Source organism: Algibacter sp. (genome assembly GCF_039977455.1).
GTDB lineage: Bacteria > Bacteroidota > Bacteroidia > Flavobacteriales > Flavobacteriaceae > Algibacter_B.
Window position 1 is genome coordinate 149,330 of sequence record NZ_JBDWDG010000022.1, and the last position, 17,233, is coordinate 166,562.

Annotated in this window: 19 protein-coding genes; 10 read left to right on the forward strand and 9 right to left on the reverse strand. The window is 33.9% G+C overall.

The annotated features are described in order from the left end of the window. Positions 1 to 3 precede the first annotated feature (3 nt). The 9 genes from scpA (at position 4) to ABJM36_RS09540 (ending at position 8,699) form a co-directional block, all read left to right on the forward strand. A complete protein-coding gene (scpA, locus tag ABJM36_RS09500; protein WP_348451226.1) occupies positions 4 to 2,193 on the forward strand; it encodes a methylmalonyl-CoA mutase in 2,190 nt (729 codons plus the stop codon). Positions 2,194 to 2,305: 112 nt separating this feature from the next. Then, positions 2,306 to 3,070 (forward strand): AAA family ATPase, encoded by a 765-nt coding sequence (locus ABJM36_RS09505; protein ID WP_348451227.1) that lies wholly within the window; start codon positions 2,306 to 2,308, stop codon positions 3,068 to 3,070. Positions 3,071 to 3,072: 2 nt separating this feature from the next. Further along, entirely contained in the window at positions 3,073 to 3,987 is a 915-nt protein-coding gene (locus tag ABJM36_RS09510) for a ParB/RepB/Spo0J family partition protein (RefSeq protein WP_348451228.1), read from the forward strand. After that, the gene (locus ABJM36_RS09515) at positions 3,977 to 4,597 is read left to right on the forward strand and encodes a DUF5683 domain-containing protein (protein ID WP_348451740.1); all 621 of its coding nucleotides are present in this window, start codon (positions 3,977 to 3,979) and stop codon (positions 4,595 to 4,597) included. The genes ABJM36_RS09510 and ABJM36_RS09515 overlap by 11 nt, the downstream gene beginning before the upstream one ends. A 34-nt stretch (positions 4,598 to 4,631) precedes the next feature. Next, entirely contained in the window at positions 4,632 to 5,336 is a 705-nt protein-coding gene (gene dapB, locus ABJM36_RS09520) for a 4-hydroxy-tetrahydrodipicolinate reductase (protein WP_348451229.1), read from the forward strand. A 65-nt stretch (positions 5,337 to 5,401) separates the two neighbouring features. Continuing rightward, positions 5,402 to 6,991: a signal peptidase I gene (gene lepB, locus ABJM36_RS09525; protein ID WP_348451230.1), complete on the forward strand. Its 1,590-nt coding sequence runs from the start codon at positions 5,402 to 5,404 to the stop codon at positions 6,989 to 6,991. 47 nt (positions 6,992 to 7,038) lie between these two features. Then, on the forward strand, positions 7,039 to 7,767 hold the full coding sequence (locus ABJM36_RS09530; RefSeq protein WP_348451231.1) for a M15 family metallopeptidase: 729 nt from the start codon (positions 7,039 to 7,041) through the stop codon (positions 7,765 to 7,767). Next, positions 7,768 to 8,391, forward strand: coding sequence for a WbqC family protein (locus tag ABJM36_RS09535; protein ID WP_348451232.1), 624 nt, complete (start codon positions 7,768 to 7,770; stop codon positions 8,389 to 8,391). Next, the gene (locus tag ABJM36_RS09540; RefSeq protein WP_348451233.1) at positions 8,391 to 8,699 is read left to right on the forward strand and encodes a DUF6122 family protein; all 309 of its coding nucleotides are present in this window, start codon (positions 8,391 to 8,393) and stop codon (positions 8,697 to 8,699) included. Before ABJM36_RS09535 ends, ABJM36_RS09540 begins: the two co-directional genes overlap by 1 nt. Positions 8,700 to 8,870: 171 nt before the next feature. Here ABJM36_RS09540 and ABJM36_RS09545 read toward each other — a convergent pair whose 3' ends face one another. From ABJM36_RS09545 to ABJM36_RS09585, 9 genes are all read right to left on the reverse strand, one after another. Next, complete coding sequence (locus ABJM36_RS09545) at positions 8,871 to 9,896, reverse strand: endonuclease/exonuclease/phosphatase family protein (RefSeq protein WP_348451234.1); 1,026 nt, start codon at positions 9,894 to 9,896, stop codon at positions 8,871 to 8,873. Positions 9,897 to 9,936: 40 nt separating this feature from the next. Then, entirely contained in the window at positions 9,937 to 10,293 is a 357-nt protein-coding gene (locus tag ABJM36_RS09550) for a four helix bundle protein (protein WP_348451235.1), read from the reverse strand. A gap of 65 nt (positions 10,294 to 10,358) precedes the next feature. After that, the gene (locus tag ABJM36_RS09555) at positions 10,359 to 11,228 is read right to left on the reverse strand and encodes a rhomboid family intramembrane serine protease (RefSeq protein WP_348451236.1); all 870 of its coding nucleotides are present in this window, start codon (positions 11,226 to 11,228) and stop codon (positions 10,359 to 10,361) included. Beyond that, positions 11,228 to 11,977 (reverse strand): rhomboid family intramembrane serine protease, encoded by a 750-nt coding sequence (locus ABJM36_RS09560; RefSeq protein ID WP_348451237.1) that lies wholly within the window; start codon positions 11,975 to 11,977, stop codon positions 11,228 to 11,230. The genes ABJM36_RS09555 and ABJM36_RS09560 overlap by 1 nt, the downstream gene beginning before the upstream one ends. Position 11,978: 1 nt before the next feature. Continuing rightward, positions 11,979 to 13,829: a DNA mismatch repair endonuclease MutL gene (mutL, locus tag ABJM36_RS09565; protein ID WP_348451238.1), complete on the reverse strand. Its 1,851-nt coding sequence runs from the start codon at positions 13,827 to 13,829 to the stop codon at positions 11,979 to 11,981. A gap of 3 nt (positions 13,830 to 13,832) precedes the next feature. Beyond that, a complete protein-coding gene (locus ABJM36_RS09570) occupies positions 13,833 to 14,120 on the reverse strand; it encodes a riboflavin synthase subunit beta (RefSeq protein ID WP_348451239.1) in 288 nt (95 codons plus the stop codon). A 24-nt stretch (positions 14,121 to 14,144) separates the two neighbouring features. Next, on the reverse strand, positions 14,145 to 14,378 hold the full coding sequence (locus ABJM36_RS09575; RefSeq protein ID WP_348451240.1) for a hypothetical protein: 234 nt from the start codon (positions 14,376 to 14,378) through the stop codon (positions 14,145 to 14,147). 230 nt (positions 14,379 to 14,608) lie between these two features. After that, positions 14,609 to 15,094, reverse strand: a complete 486-nt coding sequence (gene ribH / locus ABJM36_RS09580; protein ID WP_348451241.1) for a 6,7-dimethyl-8-ribityllumazine synthase — start codon at positions 15,092 to 15,094, stop codon at positions 14,609 to 14,611. A gap of 14 nt (positions 15,095 to 15,108) precedes the next feature. After that, positions 15,109 to 15,879: a tetratricopeptide repeat protein gene (locus ABJM36_RS09585; protein ID WP_348451242.1), complete on the reverse strand. Its 771-nt coding sequence runs from the start codon at positions 15,877 to 15,879 to the stop codon at positions 15,109 to 15,111. Positions 15,880 to 16,053: 174 nt separating this feature from the next. Here ABJM36_RS09585 and ABJM36_RS09590 point away from each other — a divergent pair, with 174 nt between their 5' ends. Continuing rightward, positions 16,054 to 17,133 (forward strand): DNA replication/repair protein RecF, encoded by a 1,080-nt coding sequence (locus tag ABJM36_RS09590; protein ID WP_348451243.1) that lies wholly within the window; start codon positions 16,054 to 16,056, stop codon positions 17,131 to 17,133. The last annotated feature ends 100 nt before the right edge of the window (positions 17,134 to 17,233 follow it).

The window sequence follows — 17,233 nt, forward strand, 5'->3', positions numbered from 1 at the left end:
GTAATGAGCAGAAAAAATCTTCAACATATCAAAATTAATTCGAACGATGAAAACCAGGTGAACACACCTTCTACTTTTCAAACGGCCGAAAACATTGATGTGAAATCAACTTATACAAAAGATGATATTGAAGGTTTAGATCATTTAAATTTTGTAGCAGGAATTATACCATATCTTCGAGGTCCTTATAGCACCATGTATGTAAAAAGACCCTGGACGATACGCCAATATGCTGGGTTTTCAACAGCAGAAGAAAGTAATGCCTTTTACAGAAGAAATTTAGCAGCAGGACAAAAAGGGTTATCGGTTGCTTTCGATTTAGCAACTCATCGAGGCTACGATTCAGACCACGAACGTGTTGTTGGAGACGTTGGTAAAGCAGGAGTCGCTATAGATTCGGTTGAAGACATGAAAATTCTCTTCGATCAAATTCCACTAGATAAAATGTCGGTTTCTATGACCATGAATGGCGCCGTATTACCAATTATGGCCTTTTATATTGTGGCTGCAGAAGAGCAAGGTGTAAAACCAGAACAACTAACGGGCACCATTCAAAATGATATACTTAAGGAGTTTATGGTGCGCAACACATACATTTACCCGCCTACGGCATCCATGGAAATTATTTCGGATATCTTTAAGTATTCAAGCAAATACATGCCAAAATTTAATAGCATTAGTATTTCTGGCTATCATATGCAAGAAGCTGGTGCCACTTGCGATATTGAGTTAGCTTACACCCTAGCAGATGGTTTGGAGTACATTCGAAAAGGATTAGCCGCCGGAATGGATATTGATAGCTTTGCCCCAAGACTCTCGTTTTTTTGGGCCATTGGCATGAACCATTTTATGGAAATTGCTAAAATGCGTGCCGCAAGAATGCTTTGGGCTAAATTGCTAAAACAATTTAAACCTAAAAACGAAAAATCTTTAAAATTACGCACACATTGCCAAACTTCTGGATGGAGTTTAACGGAACAAGATCCCTTTAATAATGTGGCTCGAACCACTATTGAAGCTGCGGCAGCAGTATTTGGCGGAACACAATCGTTACACACTAATGCTTTAGATGAAGCTATTGCTTTACCCACCGATTTTTCGGCAAGAATTGCTAGAAACACACAACTTTTTTTACTTGAAGAAACCAATATTACAAAAACAGTAGATCCCTGGGCAGGTAGCTATTATGTTGAAAAGCTAACCCATGATATCGCACAAAAAGCATGGTCTTTAATTGAAGAAATTGAAGCCCTTGGTGGTATGACTAAAGCTATTGAAGCAGGAATTCCGAAAATTAGAATTGAAGAAGCTGCCGCCAGGAAACAAGCTAGAATAGACTCTAATCAAGATATTATTGTTGGAGTAAACAAATATATACTTGAAGAAGAAGCTCCAATTACCACGCTTGAAGTCGATAACCAAACTGTTAGAAACACCCAAATAGAACGATTAAACAAGGTTAAGGCCAAAAGAAATCCAGAAAAAGTTAAGGCTGCATTATCAAAATTAACCGAAGCTGCGAAATTTTCCCTAAATTCGGAACATAGAACCCCTAATAACACCCAACAATCAGCATCGAAAAACCTCAACCAAAATGAGGACAACAACTTATTAGCACTTGCTATTATTGCAGCTCGCGAGCGTGCTACCTTAGGAGAGATTAGCGATGCCTTGGAGGTAGAATTCGGGCGACATAAAGCTCAAATAAAATCATTTTCTGGCGTGTATAGTAAAGAAATAAAAGACGATAAATCCTTTCAAAAAGCTCAAAAACTAGCCGATATTTTTGCTGAGCAAGATGGCAGACGTCCGCGTATTATGATAGCAAAAATGGGACAAGATGGCCATGACCGTGGCGCTAAAGTTGTAGCTACAGGTTATGCCGATGTGGGTTTTGATGTCGATATTAGTCCATTATTCCAAACACCAAAAGAAGTCGCCAAACAAGCCGTTGAAAACGATGTGCATATTTTAGGAATTTCGTCGTTAGCAGCAGGACATAAAACACTTGTTCCTCAAGTTATTCAAGAACTTAAAAACTACGGCCGCGAAGATATTATGGTGATTGTAGGTGGCGTTGTCCCTAAACAAGATTATCAATTTTTATTTGATGCTGGAACCGTAGCTATTTTTGGACCTGGAACCAAAATTAGTGAAACTGCAATTCAGGTTTTAGAAATTTTGATTGATTAATAATTAAACACCAATTACGTAATTGAATTAGCCTAAATCAATTGTTAACAAATTCCCCTTTTATTCCTCGTAAATAATTGTATTTTTACATTTAATAAAACCAAATCATTTAATGGGTAAAATCATAGCAATTGCTAATCAAAAAGGCGGTGTTGGAAAAACAACAACCTCGATAAATTTAGCAGCTTCACTAGGTGTTCTAGAGAAGAAAGTATTACTTATAGATGCTGACCCTCAAGCAAATGCAACTTCTGGAATTGGAATTGATGTTGAAACTGTAGACATTGGAACCTATCAACTTTTAGAACATTCTCATTCTGCAAAAGAAGCTATAGTAAAAACAGAAACGCCAAATTTAGATATTATTCCTGCGCATATTGACCTAGTTGCTATTGAAATTGAACTAGTTGACAAGGACGAACGCGAATATATGCTAAAAAAGGCACTACAAAAGATAAAGAATGATTATGATTATATCATCATTGATTGTGCGCCATCATTAGGTCTATTAACCTTAAATGCGTTAACATCAGCCGATGCTGTAATTATCCCTATTCAATGTGAATATTTTGCATTAGAAGGTTTAGGAAAGTTATTAAACACCATAAAAAGTGTTCAAAAAATTCATAACGCAAACTTAGATATTGAAGGCTTATTACTAACCATGTACGATTCGCGCTTAAGATTATCGAACCAAGTGGTTGAAGAAGTACAAAAACACTTTAACGATATGGTATTTCAAACCATCATCCAAAGAAACGTTAGATTGAGTGAAGCACCAAGTTATGGCGAAAGTATAATTAATTACGATGCCAGTAGTAAAGGTGCCAACAATTACTTAAGTTTGGCAAAAGAAGTCATTAATAAAAACGCTTAATTATGGCTAAGGCAATTAAAAAACAGGCTTTAGGTAGAGGTTTATCTGCCCTATTAAAAGACCCTAGTAACGATATTCAATCTGCTCAAGACACCAATGCCGATAAAGTTATTGGCAACATTGTAGAGTTAGATTTAGATTTTATTGAAGTTAACCCGTTTCAACCACGTACTAACTTTAGTGAAGAATCGCTTCGCGAACTTGCCTCGTCTATTAAAGAATTAGGCATTATTCAACCTATTACTGTTAGAAAGTTAGGGTTAAACAAATATCAATTAGTTTCTGGAGAACGTCGTTTTAGAGCTTCAAAATTACTAAGTTTAGAAACTATTCCTGCTTATGTTAGGATTGCTAACGATCAAGAATCGTTGGAAATGGCTCTTGTTGAAAACATTCAGCGTCAAGATTTAGATCCTATTGAAATTGCTTTATCATACCAACGTTTAATTGACGAAATCAATTTAACACAGGAACAAATGAGCGAGCGTGTGGGTAAAAAACGTTCAACCATAGCCAATTATTTACGTTTATTAAAACTAGATCCCATTATTCAAACAGGAATGCGAGATGGTTTTATTTCCATGGGTCATGGTCGTGCATTAATTGCTATTGAAGACCAAGGCGATCAATTAGATATTTATGAAAATATACTATCTAATAAACTTTCAGTTAGAGAAACCGAAAACTTTATTCGTGATTTTAATTCTGAAAGTCCTACAAAAAATACTTCAAAAAACACAGAAGAAGACGATATGCCAAAGTTTGTTAAAAAAGGCATGACGGCATTTTCGGAATACTTTGGACATAAAATTGACGTTAAAGTTTCTAAGAATGGGAAAGGAAAAATAACAATTCCTTTTCATTCTGAAGAAGATTTTAACCGAATAAAAAAATTAGTTCAAGGTGATTCCAAGTAAAATCCTAATAACAGGAATATTAACATGCTTACTTTGTTTTTCTGCCTTTGCTCAAGACGAGAAAAAGGAGAAAGAAGAAAAGGTCCTTCCAAAAGAATTCGTTACAGACTCCATTGTTAAAGTTAGCAATCCTATTAATCCGCTTTCGCCTGCAAAAGCTGCATTCTATTCTGCTATTTTACCAGGTTTAGGGCAAGCTTACAATAAAAAATATTGGAAAATACCAATCGTTTATGGCGCTATAGGCACAGGTGTTTACTTCTATATAAATAACAATAAAGAATACAACAGGTTTAGAGATGCCTATAAAAGTAGATTAGCTGGCTTTACAAATGATGAGTTTTATATTGACTCTGATGGCAATCAACTAACAACTCCTAGGCTTTCTACTGAAAAGCTTGAAGACGCTCAAGAATTTTATCGACGTAACAAAGAAATTTCACTTTTAGTAACATTAGGATTTTATGCTTTAAATATTATAGACGCCAATGTAGATGCCCATTTATTGCAATATAATATAGATGAAAACCTATCTTTAGCTCCGCATTATAAATTCAATGAATTTGATGCAAAAAGCAATCTTGGATTAACTTTAAATTTTAATTTTTAACCCTTATTGGGATTTTATAAATAACACAAATAATATGAATATAGCATTACTCGGATACGGAAAAATGGGAAAAACTATTGAGCAAATTGCCATTAAACGCGGACATAACGTAGTTTTGACTATTGATAAAGGCGATACAGATTACGACATTACAAAAGCCGATGTGGCAATCGATTTTAGTATTCCAACTGTAGCTTACAATAATATTTCAAATTGTATAAACAACAACGTACCTGTTATATCTGGAACTACAGGATGGTTAGATAAATACGACGATGCCGTTGCTTTATGCCAAGAGAAAAAAGGTGCTTTTATTTATGCCTCCAACTTTAGTTTAGGTGTAAATATCTTTTTTGAACTAAACAAAACACTAGCTAAGATGATGAGTGCTCTGAAACAATATAACGTTTCTATGGAAGAAATTCATCATACCCAAAAGCTTGATGCTCCTAGTGGTACAGCTATTTCATTAGCAGATGGTGTTATTGAAAATCACGATGGTTATAGCAATTGGAAACTAGAAGAAAAAGGAGAGCAAACTATTCCTATTGCAGCAAAACGTATTGAAGACGTACCTGGTACACATACCGTTACTTACGAAAGTGAAGTAGATACCATAAACATTGAGCATATTGCACATACCAGACAAGGTTTTGCTTTAGGCGCTGTTGTTGCTGCAGAATGGATTGCAGGTAAAACAGGTGTTTTCACAATGAACGATGTGTTAAATATTGGTTAATACTTAATAAGGCCGTAACAATTTTCACCTTGTTACAACTAACAACAAATTAAAATTTTGAGATTATGACTTGGACACACTGGTTTATATTCATATTAATAATACAAATAATTCATGGCCTAGGCACCTGGAAACTATACATTAAAGCTGGAAGACAAGCTTGGGAAGCCTTTATTCCTGTTTACAATGGTGTTGTATTAATGAAAATTATAAACCGTCCCTGGTGGTGGATTATCCTTTTATTTCTGCCTATTGTAAATCTTATCATGTTACCCGTTATTTGGGTGGAAACCGCAAGAAGCTTTGGTAAAAACACCATAGTAGATACTATTTTGGCTGTTGTTACTTTAGGGTTTTACAATTTCTACTTAAACTATCTGGCCGATGTAAGTTATATTGAAAATAGAAGTCTACAACCAAAATCTAGTTCTGGCGATTGGACAAGCTCTATATTATTCGCCATTGTAGCTGCAACTATTGTACATACGTATTTTATGCAGCCGTTTACGATTCCGTCATCATCTTTAGAAAAATCGTTATTAGTAGGCGATTTTCTGTTTGTTAGTAAGTTTCATTATGGCGCAAGAGTACCTATGACAACTGTGGGCGCTCCTATGGTACACGATACTATTCCTGGTATAAACAAAAAATCATATTTATTTAATGATCATTTTGAAGACCGCAACTCATCGTGGAAAAATAAACTACAACTCCCGTATTTAAGAATACCTGGATTTCAAAAAATAAAACGTAATGATATTGTTGTTTTCAATCAACCGGCAGATACCTTACTGGACATGAACGATTTCACACCAGATAGAAACTACTACAAGCCTATTGACAAAAAAACCAACTTAGTTAAGCGTTGTGTAGGAGTTGCTGGCGATTCTTTAGAGATTAGAGATGGTTATGTTTATATTAACGGAAAGAAAAACGAGTTACCAGACCGAGCACATTTACAATTTAGTTATTTGGTGCAGCCTAAAACAAACCAGTTTAACCCTAACTACCTTAAAGAGCGTTATGATATAACTGATGGGTTTGGTATTATGAATGCTCAAAACACATACTATTTTTCAGCCATTTCAGATGAAGCTTTAGCATCATTTAAAAATCATCCTAATGTAGCGAGCATTTCTTCTAACATTCAAGAAAAAGGGGTTCGTGATGCAGATATCTTTCCGCATGACCCGAACTACAATTGGAATGTCGATCAATTTGGACCATTATATATCCCAGAAGAAGGCAAATCGATAACACTAAATTTAGAAACCTTACCGCTTTACAAACGTGTTATTACAGAGTACGAAGGCAACACCTTACAAGTTAAAGGCAATCAAATTCTAATTAATGGTGAAGTAACCGATAATTACACCTTTAAACAAGACTATTATTGGATGATGGGTGATAACCGCCATAACTCTATTGATGCGAGACGTTGGGGCTTTGTGCCTTTTAATCATGTTATTGGTAAACCTGTATTTATTTGGATGAGCCTTAAAGATATGAGTCTCTTTAAACCGCGTTGGGAACGTTTCTTTACAACCGTTAGCGGATCGGGGAAAGCAACATCATTTTTAATTCCGTTTTTAGTTTTATTATTTGGCTGGATAGGTTTTAACAAATGGAGAAAGCGTAAAACAGAAACCGAGTAAATTAAAGTATATTTTACGGATGACTATTAACGTCACAAACCATATGTATGTCTTTTAAAGCAGGTATTATAGCCTTTTTTATAGGATCGATTGCTTTCGGTCAAAACCATGATGCTACTCAAATACCTGCCATTACTAAAAATTTTGTTTTAGGAAAGTTTGATTACAAAACGCATGACCAATTTATAAAAGTGGATAGGGTTCATGCCTCGAAAACCATCTATCTTAATAAAGAAGTCTACTTGGCATTTCTTAAAATGAATAAACACGCCAAGGCAGATGGTGTTCATTTAAAAATACTATCTGGGACTAGAAATTTTAAAGAACAGAAAGCCATTTGGGAACGCAAATGGGCAACATATAACAGTCTTACCCCTATTGACAGAGCTAATAAAATACTGGAGTATAGTTCAATGCCCACAACATCGAGACACCATTGGGGCACAGATATGGATCTAAATAGTTTTACCAATTCCTATTTTGAACATGGCACAGGTAAACTAGAATACCAATGGCTTTTAAAAAACGCGAATACTTATGGTTTTTACCAAGTTTATACCGATAAAACTAATGGTAGAACGGGGTATAATTTAGAGCGTTGGCACTGGTCGTTCATGCCATTAGCTAAAACCTATTTAGAGTTTTATAACAACCAAATAACATATTTGGATATTACAGGTTTTAAAGGGGCTAACCTTGGCAAAGAATTAAACATCATTACTTTATATGTAAATGGTATATCCACAAAGGCGAAAGCAGCATTTAAAAAGGATTAAATGAATATTGTTATACATCCTACATACTTCCCTAATATTGCACACTTTGTTGCTATAGCAAACGCGGAAACGATTGCGTTTGAAATGGAAGACAATTTCCTAAAACAAACCTACAGGAATCGTACTTATATTTATGGTGCCAATGGTAAATTAGGACTAAACATACCCGTAATTCATTCTCAAAAAAACAGGCAGAAATACAGAGATGTTAAAATTTTTAATGAAGACAATTGGCAAAGTTTACATTGGAAATCCTTACTATCCGCCTACAGAACATCGCCATTTTTTGAATATTATGAAGACGAACTTCAACATTTATTCACAGAAAAAGCGGAGTTTTTATTAGATTTCAATTTAAAATGTTTTGAAGCTATTACCGATTGCTTGCAATTAGATTTGGAAATAGGAAAAACAAAAAACTACCAAAAATCCTACACAGATAAAACAGATTTCAGACCGCTAGTGCATGCCAAAAAAGAACCTCTTTATCCTTTTGAAAGCTATACTCAGGTGTTTAATAGTAAACACGGTTACATCCCTAATTTAAGCATTTTAGACTTGCTTTTTAACGAGGGCCCAAATACTCTAAACTATTTGGAAGCTCAAAACACAACCATGATATAATGCTACAAACTTTTGCTCATTATGGTTGTCATTTTGTTTTACCATTTGCGGTAGCATTACTCTTTTTTAAACCCGAATGGAAACACGCTTATTTAGTAATGATTGCAGGCATGTTAATCGATTTAGACCATCTTTTTGCAACACCTATTTTCGACCCAAACCGATGTAGTATTGGGTTCCATCCTTTACACTCTAGTTTTGCTATTTTGTTTTATATTTTTTTATGCGTGCCAAAAAAATCTAGATTGGTAGGATTAGGATTAGTGATTCACATTATTGCTGATACTGTTGATTGTTCTTTAATGTGAATGGTTAGGAGGAGTCAGCCAGAAATTCGCAGAGATACACAGAGAGATTTATAGTAGCATTATTATTTTCAGCTTCTAAAAATGTTATCTTGCCATAAGTAAAACTTAAAGTCTACAGAGAAAATACACTTTTGAAATAAAGCTAGAACTACTGAAAAATGAGACTGAATACTAATCTTCCAAACTCAAGGTTGTGGTGATAGGGTAATGATCTGAATAATGCTGGTTAAAAGCCTTAAACCCATTGACACTAAAGGCTTCATCGGCAAAAATAAAATCGATACGAACGGGAAAAAATTTAAAATCGTAAGTTCTACCAAATCCATTTCCTGCTTCCTTAAAGGTGTCATTTAAATCGCCTTTAATTTGTCTGTATACATAGGAGAAAGCAGTGTTGTTAAAATCGCCACAAATAACCATCTTGAATTTGCACTGTTTTTTGTGCTTTAAAAACAACTCGGTTTGAAACTGTTGCATTTTAAAGGTGGAACCTATTCGTTTTAATAAACGTTCGGAATCTTCTTTTTTAAGGCTCTCAACCTTTGTATCAATGCGTAACGACTCTAAATGAATATTATAAAACCTTATAGTATCTTTTCCTTTAACAACATCGGCAAAAATGGCATTATTCGCTGTATTAGGAAACTCGATGGAACCCGAATTTATGATGGGAAATTTTGAAAAAATAGCTTGTCCATATTTCATCCTTTTACCCGAAAGCTTTTCAAACTTATATTTAAAAAACGATAAATCGATATTTTTATGTGGATGGTATTCCTGAAAACTTAGGACATCAGGATCTTCTGTTTTTATAAAGTCTACAATTTTAGTTTCTATACCCTTTTCTGGAATCCATTGATATAAATTAAATAATCTCACATTGTAGTTCATCACCTTTATATTCTTTGGGCTTTCAATTTTAATAGAAGATGAAAATTTATATAAAGATCCAAAAGAAAAATAACCAATTAATAAGGCTACAAGCGATAACATAAATTGCCTTCTTAAGCGGAATACCCAATACAAAAAGAAAACGACATTAATAATAATTAGAAAGGAAACGCCCAAATTTACAACGGCTAATATTGAAAACGTTTTAGGCGGTAAAAAAGGCAAAACAAAAGACAGAAAAAGCAATACAGCTACAACAACATTTAACAAGTAAATGATTTTATTAATGAAGCTTAGTTTTTTCATGGAATTAACTGCTAGTAGACTGTTGACCGTTGACGGTTGATTACTTTAAGTTTCTTTTGAATGCTATCATCATATTCATCAAATAAAAGGATTCTTCATAATATGTATTAAATTGTTCTTCAGAAATATACTTTCTTCTAATTGCCTTATACACACAGGTTACAACTTTTGCCAAAGACTGAATTGAATACCCTAAAAATTTGTTTTGTTCAGGGTTTGACTGCACAATGGCTCCCTCTGAAATTTTTAAAGGAACAGAATCTACTGCTCTAATTAATGGCGAGGATAAATTATAATATTCTTTTTTCGGAAAATTATCAATCAACAAATTAATTTCCTTTCCCAAATCCATTGCTTTCTGCCAAATAAGCACTTTCTCGAACTTAAATTTACTCATAAATTAATATTTAGCACATAAGGCATTTAGTCTTCCGTCCTCCAGTTTCTATATTCGGTCAATTTTTATTTACCTGCTCTGAACAAAAATTCCTTTTCTTCTGCCGTTAAACTATCGTAACCACTTTTACTGATTTTATCTAGAATGATATCAATTTTTTTCTGGTTGTTAAAGGCGTTAAAATCGGCTTTAGAATAGCCTCCGACTTTACCTTTATTTTTATGAACCGTTTTTAATGGTCTCTTTTTTGAAGATTTAAACATACCTACAAGGCTATCCACCATTCGTTCGAACCCTTTACCTATATCCTTACCACTAAGTAATTGCTTGGCGTAAAAATAACCTAATAACGCACCACCTAAATGTGCTAAGTTCCCCCCAGCATTTCCGTATACGGGATCTTTAATTCCAGAAAAAACACCCAAGACATCCAGAAATACAATAGCTGCACCAACATACCATAGTTTTAAATTAAATGTAAAAAAACGCATCTCTTGATTTGGCATATAGGCACAAAGAAAAATCAGTAATGCTCGCACTGCAGCAGATGCTCCCAATAGTCTTGAATTCCCACCAAATGCACTAGGAAATACGCTATAACAGAACATAAACAATAAACCTCCAGAAATAGCACCTAGAAAATAAATATTTATGGCCATTTTAGCACTAAATAAGTTTAAAAACATACGTCCTAAAAAGTACAACCAAAGCATATTGAATAGGATATGCCAAACATCATAATGCAAAAACGCATAGGTAATAATGCTCCAAGGTTTCATAATAAAACTAGAAAAATCACTTGGCAACTCAAACCAAATTAAGTCTGTTCTTAAAATAAGCGCCAATAGAAAAACCACCACATTAATAGCTATAATTTTTTCTAGCACATTTAGGTTTGAAAGTTTGTTTTTTATGTCTTGTGTAAGTGTTGTCATTAATTCCAACGGTTGATGTTAAACTGATTTTTCTTCCAATACCACATAATTAAAAAACCTGTAACAGCACCACCTACGTGTGCCATATAAGCCGTATTACTTGGACTAAAGAAAGATTGACCAGTAACACCAGAAATTAAATCTAGAATAATTATTCCAGGAATAAAATATTTTGCTTTTATAGGAATTGGTAAAAATATCATCATTAATTCGGCATTAGGATTCATCATACCAAAAGCAGCCATGACTCCCATAATACAACCTGAAGCTCCAACCATACTTGCATTATAAGCAGGAAAAATATCTTTCAACATAGCGACCTGAGCTTGAGAAACTCCTGAATTAACCTGATTGGTAGTAAGCATTTGCTTTATACTTTCAGAAGTTAAACCCGAATCTATTAAAGCATTATAATTAGGCATATATTGAAAATAATAAAACCCTACTTGCAATAAAACGGCACCTAAACCGGCTGAAATATACAGAAATAAAAAGCGTTTAGAACCTAATACTTGCTCAACAGGAGTACCAAACATCCATAAGGCAAACATGTTAAATAAAATATGCATTGCGCCACCATGCATAAACATGTGGGTTATAATTTGCCAAGGTTTAAAAGCATCATTTTGTGGAAAATACATGGCGAACCATTCGTAAAACGCATTTCCATTTCCGATGGTTAACGTACCAATAAACATAATCGCGTTAATGATTAGTAAATGCTTAACGGTATCTGAAATTCTCATCATATTATATAAATTTTTTGTCTAACTCATCAACACTCATGGTAATAAATGTTGTTCTATTAGTGGGCGATACATTCGGTTCTTTACAAGCAAACAGTTTATTAACCAAATGCTCTTGCTCATCTTTTTGTAACGACTGCCCTGTTTTAATTGCTAAACTTTTAGCCATTGATTTTGCTAACAAATCGGAAGCACTAAAATGCCTTTCTGGCACTTCATTTTCAACATCACTTACTAACTGTTCTAAAATAATGGATACTTCGCTTTCTGGCACACCTACTGGTACTCCAGTAATTTCGACCAACTCTTCCATAACGCTAGAAAACACAAAACCGGTATGTTCTAAATCTACTTTTAATTGATTGATAATTACGATATCCTGTGGCGAAAAATGAAGTTGAAGCGGAAATAACAATTGCTGACTTGCAGCCTCTTTGACGGTTAAATTCTTTAAAAAATCTTCATACAAAACACGTTGATGCGCCCGATGCTGATCGATAACCATCATACCAGATTTAATAGTACTTACAATATACTTATTATGCAGTTGATAGGTGGTATGCGTTTTCTCAACCTGTTTATCCTCGTCAAAAATAGATGCTGTTCGTTCTTCACTTTCAAAGCTAATGGCGCTAAAATCTTGTTTAGATTCATTTCCTTTAGACTCTAAACCAACATATAAACTTTCCCAACTTTCCGTAGGTTCTTTTTTAAAGCTAGCAACTCTTGGCTTAGAACTCCTTTCTTCTTGAAACGGATTAAAACTTCTATCAACCTCTACTTTAGGAATACTAGTTTCATTTTTTTTATAGCTGTACGGTGTGTCTAAATTAGGGTCTCGCTCAAAATCCAATACCGGTGCTATATTAAACTGTCCTAAACTATGTTTAACTGCAGATCGTAGCAAGGCATAAAGCGTATGCTCATCATCAAACTTAATTTCTGTTTTAGTAGGATGAATATTAATATCTATAGTTTGCGGATCGACGGTTAGGTTTAAAAAGTAACTGGCATGCGTTCCGCTTTTTAACAAACCTTCAAACGCTGACGCAATGGCATGATTTAAATAAGCGCTTTTAATGAATCGATTATTAACAAAAAAGTACTGTTCACCTCTCGTTTTTTTGGCAAATTCTGGTTTACCGACAAACCCAGAAATATTAAGAACTTCAGTATCCTCTTCAACAGGTACTAGCTTTTCATTAGTTTTTGCTCCAAAAATATTTACAATACGTTGTCTGTAGTTACTAATTGGTAAATTAAAACTTTCGCTTCCGTTATTATACAACGCAAAACTAATACCTGGATGCGCTAATGCCACACGATGAAACTCATCGATAATATGGCGTAACTCCACAGTATCAGATTTTAAAAAATTACGTCGTGCAGGAATATTAAAAAATAGATTTTTTACAGAAACAGACGTTCCGGTAGGTGTTACCACAATGTCTTGCGAGGTCACAATACTACCTTCGATTACCAAAACATTTCCAACATCATCCGTGTCCTGTTTAGTTTTTAACTCCACATGCGCAATAGCGGCAATACTGGCCAGAGCCTCGCCACGAAAGCCTTTAGTGTGCAGTTGAAACAAGTCTTCAGCACTTCTAATTTTTGAAGTAGCGTGACGCTCAAAACTCAATCTAGCATCTGTAGTACTCATGCCTTTACCATTGTCGATAACTTGCACAAGGGTTTTTCCGGCGTCTTTAATAATAAGTTTTATCGTATCTGCTCCGGCATCAATAGCATTTTCTAAAAGCTCTTTAACTACTGACGCTGGGCGCTGTACAACTTCTCCTGCTGCAATTTGATTTGCTACATGGTCGGGTAAAAGCTGTATAATGTCTGCCATAAATTATTTAGGTAAAAATATAGATAAATCGAAATCGATGATAAATAAAAATATTAAAACAAGAATTCCAACAATAATTAAAACACGTTTACTCGCTTGATGATCTGGGTTATTTTTAAAGTCGTCAAAGGCATCAGTAAATTTGCCTTTTATACCTTTATTTGCCCCTACTGTTTTCCTGTATTGGTCAAACTTATGTTTAATCTCGAAAGGATTACCTTCACCTTTATCATCATAAGTACGAGGTTTATAACTAAACTTTTTGTTTTTACGAAGTTTTAAAATTCCCATGGTTTCTCAGTTTTAAATTTGGTTTTACATGTATTTCTTTTCTAATAAATACATACAAATCAATAATAATACCAAAACCAATATTAACACCTTCATGGACATAGCACCTCGAGTTTTTATCTTAGTGCTTTTTTCACGTTTCCATTTGGAAACAAATTCTTTGGTATCAGAATTGTTATCTAAACTAGAATCCGTTTGATTTTCTTTAGAAAATCTAGGTTGATAATTAAAAGTTTTATGCTTACGTTGTTTAAACAAAATCTAGTTTTTTGCCAATAAATATGTAAAACACATTGGCATTGCTCCTCTTTTCAAAAATACTTAAAAGTAGGCAGAAACAGAAGCTTTAAAAGCCAAAAAATGTTAACAAGCCCTTATTGGAACATTTCTAAAAAAAGAAAACTAAACCCCAAATACTAAGAAGCCCCTTCTGAGCATATTTTTGGAATTTAGTTTTATTTTGAATATTGAAAAATTCTAAAAACAACTTAATTGTTTTCCCTAAGTTCTGCCATTTTAATAGCAGCAATAGCAGCTTCTGTTCCTTTATTACCGTGTTTACCACCAGAACGATCAATACTTTGCTGTATATTATTATCGGTAAGCACACAGAATATTACTGGTGTTTCACGCATAACATTAAGATCTTTAATGCCTTGAGTTACACCTTCGCAAACAAAATCGAAATGTTTGGTTTCGCCTTGTATTACACTACCAATTGCAATTACCGCATTAACCATTTGTTCCTGCATTTTTTTGCAACCGTAAATCAACTCAAAACTTCCTGGTACGTTCCAACGGATAATATTCGCTGGTAATACGCCATTATCAATTAAGGCATTATAAGCGCCTTCGTATAAGCCTTCAGTTATTGTGTCATTCCATTCTGAAACAACAATCCCAAACCGATAATTACTCGCGTTTGGGATTGATGCTTTATCGTAATCCGATAAATTTTTATTTGCCGTAGCCATATATGTTGTAGCTATTATTTATTTGCTAATACTGTTGCTTTACCAATAAACACATCTACTTGTGTAGCTTCGGTAGAGTTTGCGTAATCATTTTTAATTCTTTCAAAGTAAGCCAATGCTTTATCTGCTTTACCTAATTCTAAAGCAATTGTACCTGCTTTAAATAAATACATAGGTGTAGTAAACTCATTGTCGCGCATTTCGGCAGCTTGCTCATAATATCCTAAAGCATCTTCGTTTTGGTTAAGTTGTACAAAAGCATCACCAATATTTCCTTTTGCTAAAGGTGCTAAAATCTCGTCGTTACTTGTAAAATCACTTAAATACTTAACGGCATTTTTATAATCTTTTAATCTTAAATACGCTGTACCAGCATAGTAAGTTGCTAAATTAGCAGAAGGTGTGCCACTGTACTCTTCTATAATATCTAGCATACCAAATTTACCTTCACCTCCATTTAAAGCTAGATTGTATAATGAATCTTTTGACGCTCCAGTTACAGCCTCATCAAAGTATTTTTGAGCTTGAAACATATCGTTCATAGCTGCTTGTTGTTTTGGCTTTGCTACATATTCTTTATATGCTAAAGACCCTAAAACAATAACAGCAACAAGACCAATAATAATAAAAATATACTTTTGGTTTTTCGCTACAAAGTCTTCCGTTTTAGAAGCTGTTTCATCAAGTGTATTAAAAACCTCCGCAGTTGTAGACTCCTCTTCAATATTAGTTTGTTTTTCTACTTCTGTTTTTGGTTTGTAACCTCTTTTCTTATAAGTTGCCATGTATTTAGTCTGTATGTTAAGGTCCTAACAAAATATATAGGACACATTTTATTAATGTGGCGCAAAAATATAATTTTTCTTCATAACTAAAAGCCTATTTATTTGATATTTTTCAATAATTTGCACTTCTTTTCTAGAGTTTAACCTCTAAAGGCCTTCAAAGTTGCTTTTTATATGATTTTAAAATCGCTTTCTTTACTTAATTACAAAAACTTCGATAGTAAATCGTTCATTTTCAACGACAAGATAAATTGTATTGTTGGCAATAACGGTATAGGTAAAACGAATGTGTTGGATGCTATTTATCATTTATCCTTCGGAAAAAGTTATTTTAATCCTGTCGCCACCCAAAACATTAAGCATGACGAAGAGTTTTTCGTTATAAATGGCGATTATATTAAGGAAGGAAAAACCGAAAAAGTAGCCATAAGTTTAAAACGCGGACAGAAAAAAGTTATTAAACGAAACGGAAAGGCTTACGATAAATTTAGTGAACATATAGGCTTTTTGCCCTTAGTAATAATATCTCCAGCTGATAGAGATTTAATTATTGAAGGCAGCACTACTAGGCGAAAGTTTATTGATTCGGTAATTTCGCAAAGCGATAAAAGTTATTTAAATCATTTAATTAACTACAATAAAATACTTGCACAACGTAATGCGTTACTAAAATATTTTGCCCTAAACCACACGTTTAATAAGGATACTTTAGACGTTTACAATACCCAGCTTAACGAATACGGAACCGTAATTTTCGAAAAAAGAGATGCCTTTTTAAAAGCATTTATACCCATTTTTAAATCGCGTTACGAGGCTATTAGCAATGGCAACGAAACTGTAGATTTAATATACGACAGCCATTTATTTGAAGATAATTTAAACACGCTTTTAACGGCTGCTATAAATAAAGACAGAGCTTTACAATACACAAGTGTTGGTATACATAAGGACGATTTACATTTTAATATTGAAGAGCACCCTATTAAGAAATTTGGAAGTCAAGGTCAGCAAAAATCGTTTTTAATAGCCTTAAAATTAGCCCAATTCGATTTTATAAAAAATCAAAGTGGAGTTAACCCTATTTTATTACTGGATGATATTTTTGATAAGTTGGATGAACAACGTGTGGCTCAAATTATTAAATTGGTGGACGATGAAAATTTTGGTCAACTCTTTATTAGCGACACCCATGCTGAACGTACTGAAAATGCGGTAAAACAGGTACATCAATCGTTTGAGATTTTTAGATTATGAACCTGTAAAAGGAGGAAACTCAGATCCCCATAACCATTCAAACAGCCTGAATAAACAAGCGTTATTCTGTTACAACTTTGTAATACTGAATTAGCCCTCC

What these genes read in the sequence shown, in the direction of transcription:
- ABJM36_RS09550 (WP_348451235.1), bottom strand. Translation starts at nt 10,293, where the DNA reads ATGAGTAAATTTAAGTTCGAGAAAGTGCTTATTTGGCAGAAAGCAATG.
- ribH (WP_348451241.1), bottom strand. Translation starts at nt 15,094, where the DNA reads ATGGCTACGGCAAATAAAAATTTATCGGATTACGATAAAGCATCAATC.
- ABJM36_RS09585 (WP_348451242.1), bottom strand. Translation starts at nt 15,879, where the DNA reads ATGGCAACTTATAAGAAAAGAGGTTACAAACCAAAAACAGAAGTAGAA.
- ABJM36_RS09505 (WP_348451227.1), top strand. Translation starts at nt 2,306, where the DNA reads ATGGGTAAAATCATAGCAATTGCTAATCAAAAAGGCGGTGTTGGAAAA.
- ABJM36_RS09555 (WP_348451236.1), bottom strand. Translation starts at nt 11,228, where the DNA reads ATGACAACACTTACACAAGACATAAAAAACAAACTTTCAAACCTAAAT.
- ABJM36_RS09570 (WP_348451239.1), bottom strand. Translation starts at nt 14,120, where the DNA reads ATGGGAATTTTAAAACTTCGTAAAAACAAAAAGTTTAGTTATAAACCT.
- mutL (WP_348451238.1), bottom strand. Translation starts at nt 13,829, where the DNA reads ATGGCAGACATTATACAGCTTTTACCCGACCATGTAGCAAATCAAATT.
- ABJM36_RS09530 (WP_348451231.1), top strand. Translation starts at nt 7,039, where the DNA reads ATGTCTTTTAAAGCAGGTATTATAGCCTTTTTTATAGGATCGATTGCT.
- ABJM36_RS09545 (WP_348451234.1), bottom strand. Translation starts at nt 9,896, where the DNA reads ATGAAAAAACTAAGCTTCATTAATAAAATCATTTACTTGTTAAATGTT.
- ABJM36_RS09535 (WP_348451232.1), top strand. Translation starts at nt 7,768, where the DNA reads ATGAATATTGTTATACATCCTACATACTTCCCTAATATTGCACACTTT.
- dapB (WP_348451229.1), top strand. Translation starts at nt 4,632, where the DNA reads ATGAATATAGCATTACTCGGATACGGAAAAATGGGAAAAACTATTGAG.
- ABJM36_RS09540 (WP_348451233.1), top strand. Translation starts at nt 8,391, where the DNA reads ATGCTACAAACTTTTGCTCATTATGGTTGTCATTTTGTTTTACCATTT.
- lepB (WP_348451230.1), top strand. Translation starts at nt 5,402, where the DNA reads ATGACTTGGACACACTGGTTTATATTCATATTAATAATACAAATAATT.
- ABJM36_RS09590 (WP_348451243.1), top strand. Translation starts at nt 16,054, where the DNA reads ATGATTTTAAAATCGCTTTCTTTACTTAATTACAAAAACTTCGATAGT.
- ABJM36_RS09560 (WP_348451237.1), bottom strand. Translation starts at nt 11,977, where the DNA reads ATGATGAGAATTTCAGATACCGTTAAGCATTTACTAATCATTAACGCG.
- ABJM36_RS09510 (WP_348451228.1), top strand. Translation starts at nt 3,073, where the DNA reads ATGGCTAAGGCAATTAAAAAACAGGCTTTAGGTAGAGGTTTATCTGCC.
- scpA (WP_348451226.1), top strand. Translation starts at nt 4, where the DNA reads ATGAGCAGAAAAAATCTTCAACATATCAAAATTAATTCGAACGATGAA.